Origin of the sequence: Streptomyces sp. H27-H5 (assembly GCF_026627505.1) — a bacterium.
GTDB lineage: Bacteria > Actinomycetota > Actinomycetes > Streptomycetales > Streptomycetaceae > Streptomyces.
This window is the reverse complement of sequence record NZ_JAPNLK010000093.1, coordinates 24538-31673: the sequence shown is the minus strand read 5'-3', so window position 1 is coordinate 31673 and position 7136 is coordinate 24538. Positions and strand designations below refer to the sequence as shown.

General features: G+C 72.7%; 6 protein-coding genes. 4 read left to right on the top strand and 2 right to left on the bottom strand.

The features are described 5' to 3' along the window. Positions 1-197: 197 nt before the first annotated feature. The 3 genes from OTB19_RS33555 to OTB19_RS33545 all read left to right on the top strand — a co-directional run bounded on the left by OTB19_RS33555 (position 198) and on the right by OTB19_RS33545 (position 2283). A complete protein-coding gene (locus tag OTB19_RS33555; RefSeq protein WP_267802483.1) occupies positions 198-800 on the top strand; it encodes a TetR/AcrR family transcriptional regulator in 603 nt (200 codons plus the stop codon). Between the two features lie 82 nt (positions 801-882). Continuing rightward, the gene (locus tag OTB19_RS33550; protein WP_267802482.1) at positions 883-1593 is read left to right on the top strand and encodes a ribonuclease HII; all 711 of its coding nucleotides are present in this window, start codon (positions 883-885) and stop codon (positions 1591-1593) included. A gap of 42 nt (positions 1594-1635) precedes the next feature. Then, complete coding sequence (locus tag OTB19_RS33545) at positions 1636-2283, top strand: hypothetical protein (protein WP_267802481.1); 648 nt, start codon at positions 1636-1638, stop codon at positions 2281-2283. A gap of 258 nt (positions 2284-2541) precedes the next feature. On the opposite strand, the gene OTB19_RS33540 is transcribed toward OTB19_RS33545, so the two are convergent. Together OTB19_RS33540 and OTB19_RS33535 are read right to left on the bottom strand one after the other, a co-directional pair. After that, positions 2542-3171 carry a hypothetical protein gene (locus tag OTB19_RS33540; protein WP_053676301.1) on the bottom strand — a complete coding sequence of 210 codons (630 nt, stop codon included), beginning with the start codon at positions 3169-3171 and terminating at the stop codon, positions 2542-2544. A 214-nt stretch (positions 3172-3385) separates the two neighbouring features. After that, entirely contained in the window at positions 3386-5545 is a 2160-nt protein-coding gene (locus OTB19_RS33535; protein ID WP_267802480.1) for a RecQ family ATP-dependent DNA helicase, read from the bottom strand. A 142-nt stretch (positions 5546-5687) separates the two neighbouring features. Here OTB19_RS33535 and OTB19_RS33530 point away from each other — a divergent pair, with 142 nt between their 5' ends. Next, positions 5688-6950 (top strand): DUF4192 domain-containing protein, encoded by a 1263-nt coding sequence (locus tag OTB19_RS33530; RefSeq protein WP_267802479.1) that lies wholly within the window; start codon positions 5688-5690, stop codon positions 6948-6950. Positions 6951-7136 lie beyond the last annotated feature (186 nt).

Genomic DNA, 7136 nt, shown 5'->3' with positions numbered 1-7136 from the left:
CACCACCTCCGACCTGGACGATCTCCTGGCCAGGCTCGACCAGCACACCGCCGATCACCCAGAAGAATCCTCCGCCGCCAAGGCCGCGTGATCAACCCCCGAAGGACTTACGACGCAGACCACTTAGTGAACACAAGCGTTCACTAAGGCTGAAAATTCGTGCGACGGGCACGCACGGGACGGTGGGAGGTGGGGGCATGACGGGTTCACGCTGGTCGGAGGCCGCGCCGGGGCGCAGACGGGGTCCGGAGCTGGAAAGGGCGATTCTCGACGCGGCCCTGGAGCAGCTGAGCACCGTCGGCTGGAACGCGCTCACGATGGAGGGCGTCGCGGCGGGCGCCCGCACCGGGAAGGCGGCCGTCTATCGGCGCTGGCCGTCGAAGGCGGAACTGGTCGTGGAGGTGCTGCGGGCCGGATTGCCGTCACTGGGTGAGATCGAGGATCACGGATCGGTGCGCGAGGACCTCCACCGTCTGTGTGTGCGGATGCGTGACGTGATGAGGTCCCGGGCCGGTGAGGCCTTGCGCGCGGTGCTTCACGAATGCGATCACATCCATGCCGATCGCTTTCGGGGAGTGATCTGGAAGGGGTTGCACGAACCCGCTCAGGACCTGATCAGGGATCTTGTGGAACGTGGAATCAAGCGGGGCGACGTGCGTGCGGACGCGGCGGCTCCGTTCGTCACCGACGTGATCCCGGCCATGTTCATGTACCGCGCAAAGGTGTACGGAAGCGAATGGGAGGACCCGGACATCGCGGAACTGATCGACCGTGTCGTGGTGCCGATGCTCCGACCGTGAACGCCCCGACCCGTCTCGCCGCACGCTCCGGCCCGGGGCGGGGTGTGCAGGGGGCGCGGGGCGGCGTACCCTTGCTGGCGCCATGCCGTACGAAGCACCCACCCACGCCGTTGAACGCTCCCTCCGTGCAACCACCGGCGCCAAGGTCATAGCCGGGGTCGACGAAGTCGGACGAGGGGCCTGGGCCGGTCCCGTCACCGTGTGCGCGGCGATCACCGGTCTGCGCCGGCCGCCCGCGGGACTCACCGACTCCAAACTGCTCACCCCCAAGCGACGCGACGCGCTCCTCGACGTCTTGGAGGACTGGGTCACCGCGCACGCGCTCGGGCACGCCTCCCCCGAGGAGATCGACGCACTCGGGATGACGGCGGCCCTGCGGCTCGCCGCGGTGCGAGCCCTGGAGTCCCTGCCGGTGCGACCCGATGCGGTGATCCTCGACGGCAAGCACGACTACCTCGGTTCGCCCTGGCGGGTCCGGACGGTGATCAAGGGGGACCAGTCCTGCGTCGCCGTTGCCGCCGCCTCGGTGATCGCCAAGGTCCGGCGCGACAGGATGATGGCCGACCTGGCCGAACAAGGCGGCGGAATCGAGGACTTCGCCTTCGCCGCCAACGCCGGCTACCCCTCGCCCGTGCACCGGGCGGCGCTGGAGGAGCTGGGGCCCACCCCGTACCACCGGCTCTCGTGGTCGTACCTCGACGCGCTGCCCCGCTGGCGGCACCTCAAAAAGGTGCGGCGCAGCGAGGAGAGCGTGGAGCTGGAAAACGGAGGCCAACTCGGGTTCGATTTCTGATCGCGTCCACGTGCCACCCGCCGGTACGTTTCGTACCGGTGTTTGAAAGATGTCAACTCAAGCCTCTCAACCGAGGAGCCTCAGATTCACGAGAGTGCCCAGGGTCCCCGCGTCACGCCGGCCGCGAGCCGCACCGCGCAGACCCCCCGCCCCGTACCTGGTCCGCGTCCCGCCGCCGTACCCCGGCCCGGACGCCCCGGTCCCGTCCGACCCGCCCCGCCCGCGCAGCGCGCGGCGCAGGCCGCCCCCGGACCCGTTCCCGCGGCCCCCGAGACCCCCGTCCCGTCCGTCTCCGAGGCGGTCCCGCAGGTCCAGCTGATCCCGGCATCCGCCGAGGGCGCGCTGGACGCGGCCGAGGAGGCCGTGGACCTGCTGCTCGACACCGGGCGCGCGCCCGGCGACATCCTGGTGCTCACCACCGGCGACCCGCACCCGTGGGCCGCGCACGAACTGTCCTTCGGCGAGGCCGCGTACTGGGCCCAGCACGACGCCGGGGACGACGTCTTCTACGCGGACGCGGCGCAGGTCCAGCGCGCCGCCGGCCGCCCCGTCGTGGTCTTCGCGGTCAACGGCGGATCGGTCGAGGACGCCGCCCGCACGCTGCCCGTCGCACTCACCCGGGCCGGCACGCTGCTGATCGTGTGCGGCGACGCGCAGCGGATCAACTCCGTGCTGGGCGCGGGCGTCTGACGCCCGCTCCCCGGTGCGGACGGGGGCGGGGCACGCGTGAGGCGGCCCCGCTGAAGCCGTAGACCCGTCCGCGTGCGCGTGCGCGCACCCCACCGGGCCGCAGGCCACTGGTCTGTGGTGGGTGGGGTCCGCGCACGCAGCGTACGCGGACCCGAGCGCGGGTGCACGCAGGGCGCGGGTGCGCGGATGCCTAGGTCCCGCGGATGCCGCGCGGGTACGCGGTCCGTGCTCGGGCGTGCGACGCCGCGGTACGCCGATTCAGCGCGCGGCGGTACGCCGCAGCGCCTCGGCCGCGCCGCCGCCGGTACGCAGGCTCATCGGGGCGAACTCCGCCACGGTCGAGCCCAGCGGCTCCGGCCGGGAGTCCGATCCGGGCCGCCGCCCGCCACGATCCTCACCCAGGACCTGCCAGCCGCCCGGGGTCAGCGTGATGTAGGCGCCACAACGCAGCCCGTGCAGCGTGCAGGCGTCGCGCAGCCCCCACATCCAGGCCCCGTCCTCCTCGGTCCACCGCTCGTCGCCGTCACGGCAGTACATCAACACCGCCGTCCGCACCGGCGTCCGTCGACGCAGGTCGTGCGGGAGCACGCGGCGCAACCGCGACAGTAGGGCGTTGCGGTACTCCCAGCCGTCCGCCGAGGCCGACCGCTGGACGAACGAGGCGCTGGCGACCAGGCGTTCGTCGGGACCGAGGACGGCGATCACCGCGGTGGTCGGCACCGGACCGTGCCGGGCGTGCAGGCCGGTGACGATCTCGCGGGGATTGGTCAGCAGGGGTACCCCCGCCGACGTCCACTCGGCCGGTTCGAGAAGTCTTCCGTGCCGGATGGCGCCGCCGGTGGCCGTTGTCAGGGACGTGGTGGAGCTCGGGGCGAAACCGAAGGTCACGGTCCTCCCTTCGGGTACACGCCCGCGTACGGGCACGGCTGGGATGCGGGCGCGCCGCAGCACGGCCCTGGAGAGTGCCGGCGAGCCGAGCGGGAGCACTCCGATTCTCGCGTGGCCCGCGAGGATGGGGCAATGAGCATTTGCGGCCGCCGACCGGAATTCGCCGGTATGCCGCTCATATCCTTGCCCCGCCACGCCGAGGATGACGCATCCGTTACGGCTGGAGCGCGAGTACCAGCGGAAACACCCCCTTCGCACCGGCCCGGCGAAGCAGCCTGGCAGCCACCGCGAGCGTCCAACCGCTCTCCGCGCGGTCGTCCACGAGGAGAACCGGACCCGGAGTCTCGGCCAGCGTCGCCGCGAGGGCCGGAGGCACCGTCAAGGCCTGGTGGAGCCCCCGGACGCGTTGCGCGCTGTTCGACGAAGGCAGACCGAACTCCGGTGCCTGGTCGGTGTACGCGAGAGAGCCCAGCAACGGCATCCGCCCGATCTCCGCGATCCGCGCGGCGAGCGAGCCGACCAACTGGGGACGCGAGCGCGACGGCAGGCAGACCACACCCGCCGGACGGGCGGGGGCGTCCGCGGCCCCGGAGGCCCAGCCGCCCGGCCCCCGCGCCCAGTCGGTCAGGACGGCCACCACGGCCTGCGCGACATCGTCCGGAACGGGCTGGTCGGGCGCCTGCGGGGCGAGCATCGGGCGGAGCCGGTTGCCCCAGCCGATGTCGGAGAGGCGTCCCAGCGCCCGGCCGGTGGCGGACTGCTCTCCGGCGGGGATCCGGCCCTTGAGGTCCACGCCCACCGCTACGAGCCCGGTCGGCCACATCTTGCGCGGCTCCAGCTCCACGCCCGGACGCCCCAGCTCGCCCCGGGCGGTGTCCAGAGCCGTGCCGGAGACCTCGGCGGTGAACCGGGCCCCGGCGCAGTTGTCGCAGCGGCCGCAGGGTGCGGCCTCCTCGTCGTCGAGCTGGCGGCGCAGGAACTCCATGCGGCAGCCGTCGGTCGCCGCGTAGTCGCGCATGGCCTGCTGCTCGGCGGAACGCTGACGGGCCACCCACGCGTAGCGCTCGGCGTCGTACGCCCACGGTTCGCCCGTCGAGGTCCAGCCGCCCTTGACCCGGTGCACCGCGCCGTCCACGTCGAGCACCTTGAGCATCGTCTCCAGGCGGGTGCGGCGCAGATCGACCAGCGGCTCCAGGGCGGGCAACGACAGCGGCCGGCCCGCCTGGGCCAGCACGTCAAGGGTGCGGCGGACCTGCTCCTCCGGTGGGAAGGTCACGGAGGCGAAGTACTGCCAGATGGCCTCGTCCTCCCGGCCCGGCAGCAACAGGACCTCCGCGTGCTCCACGCCGCGGCCGGCGCGGCCCACCTGCTGGTAGTAGGCGATGGGAGAGGAGGGCGACCCCAGGTGCACCACGAAGCCGAGGTCGGGCTTGTCGAAGCCCATGCCCAGGGCCGAGGTGGCCACCAGCGCCTTGACCCGGTTGGCCTGGAGATCGTTCTCCGCCTGCTCGCGGTCGGCGTTCTCGGTCTTGCCGGTGTACGAGGAGACGGTGTGACCGCGGTGGCGCAGGTAGGCGGTGACCTCCTCGGCCGCGGCCACCGTCAGGGTGTAGATGATCCCGGACCCCGGAAGGTCGGTGAGGTGGTCGGCGAGCCACGCCAGCCGGTGCGCGGCGTCGGGCAGGGCGAGCACCGAGAGGCTCAGGCTCTCCCGGTCCAGCGCGCCCCGCAGCACGAGCGCGTCCGTGCCGGCGCCGGTGCCCAGTTGCTCCGCGACGTCGGCGGTGACCCGGGCATTGGCCGTGGCGGTCGTGGCCAGTACCGGAACCCCCGGAGGGAGATCGGCCAGCATCGTGCGCAGCCTGCGGTAGTCGGGGCGGAAGTCGTGGCCCCAGTCGGAGATGCAGTGGGCCTCGTCGACCACGAGCAGGCCCGTCGCGGCCGAGAGCTTGGGGAGGACCTGGTCGCGGAAGTCCGGGTTGTTGAGTCGCTCGGGGCTCACCAGCAGGACATCGACCTCGCCGGCGGCGACCTCGGCCTGGATGCCCTCCCATTCCTCGGGGTTGGCCGAGTTGATCGTGCGGGCGCGGATGCCGGCCCGGGCGGCGGCCTCGACCTGATTGCGCATCAGCGCGAGCAGCGGCGAGACGATCACGGTGGGGCCGGCGCCGCTCGCCCGCAGGAGGGAAGTGGCGACGAAGTACACGGCGGACTTGCCCCACCCCGTGCGCTGCACCACGAGCGCTCGCCGCTTGTGCGCGACGAGGGCCTCGATCGCCCGCCACTGGTCCTCGCGCAGCCGAGCGGTGCCCGTCGGATCGCCCACCAGGCGGGCGAGTACGGAATCGGCTGAGGACCTCAGGTCTGGGTTCATGCCCCCATGCAACCTGATGGCGCCGACATCGCGCCAATGCCGGCCCCGGCCTGTGGATATTGAAGATTGGACCAGTTAGGTCTGATTCGGGGAGTTATCCACAGGGGTTTCGCGATTCGCCCCCGCACGGGACCGTCGACGCATGACGACCAACCACGCGGTACCAAGCCCGTCCGACCAGCCGTCCGGGGGCCCGTCCGGACCGTCCATCGAATCCCAGATCACCCTGCGCAGCCCGGCGGAACTGGCCGACGCGCTGCCCTACATGCTCGGCTTCCACCCGACCGACTCCCTCGTCATGGTCGCCGTCCACGGCGAGGGCGGGCGCTTCGGCGGTCGGCTGCGCGTCGGGATTCCCGCCGCTCCGACGGAATGGGAGGAAACAGCCCGACAGGTCGCCGAAACCCTGGTCCGGGGCAGCGAACGACGCGGCGGCAAGCCCGACGGCATCGTCGTCTTCCTCTGCCAGGATCCGCGCGACGGAGAGAGCGGACAGCGCGTGATGACTCGGTTGCGGCCCCTCGCCCAACGACTCCGCGTGGCCTGCGGGGCGCTGGACGTGCCCGTCCTGGAGGCCCTGTGCCTCTCCGAAGGCCGCTACTGGTCCTACGTCTGCCCCGACGCGCGCTGCTGCCCGGCCGAGGGCAACCCGCTGGTCATGCCCGGCACCTCCGTGATGGCTGCCGCCGCCACCTTCGCCGGACTCCAGGTCAGGGGCTCCCTGAAGGAGATCGAGGGAAGGCTGACCCCACTGCGCGGAGCAGCGGCCAGGGAACAGGAAGCGGCCCTGGAACGGGCCTCCGTCGCCCTGGTGCCGAAGATCCTCGACGGAGCCACGCGCGAGGAGATCGGCGCCGAGACCATCACCCTGGCCCGGACCCTCATGCGGCGCATGACGTCGCCCCCGCCTGCCGAGACGGGCTCCGGTGGGGACGACCGGGACGACGCGCTGCTGGGACACGACGAGGCGGCCGCCGTGATCATCGGTTTGCAGGACCGAGAGATTCGCGACATCGCCGCCGAATGGATGGAGGGCGAGGAGGCAGGGCCCGCGCTGCGCCTGTGGCGCGCCCTGGCCCGGCGCTGCGTCGGGATCTACGCCGAGCACGCCGCGGCCCCGCTCACCCTCGCCGGATGGGTCTCCTGGTCCACCGGGGACGAACCGACCGCCCGCATCGCGCTCGACCTGGCCCTGCGCGCCGACGCCGACTACCGCTTCGCCCAACTGCTCCACCACGCCTGCAACGAGGGCATCGACCCGGAGGGTCTGCGGCAGTGCCTGCGCGAGGAACGACGGCGCAGGGAGCCCCGACGCAAGCGACCGGTCGGAGCCGGCCGCCCACCCGGACGGCGCACCAAGGCCGAGCGCGGGGACGCCCGCCGCACCACGAGGAGCGAGCAGTGATCCGCGACCGGGGCCCTCTGCTGCGACGACTGCGCGGCGCCCTCGGTCGCCCACCGGACCCACGCCGGGGACAGCCACCGCCGGGGCCCGTGACCAGGGCGGGGGTGAGGGCGTTCAGCTGGGGGGTGGTGGGGGCCCGGCCACGCCGCCGCCCAGCGAAACCGACCGGAGCGCAGACAAGGCGAC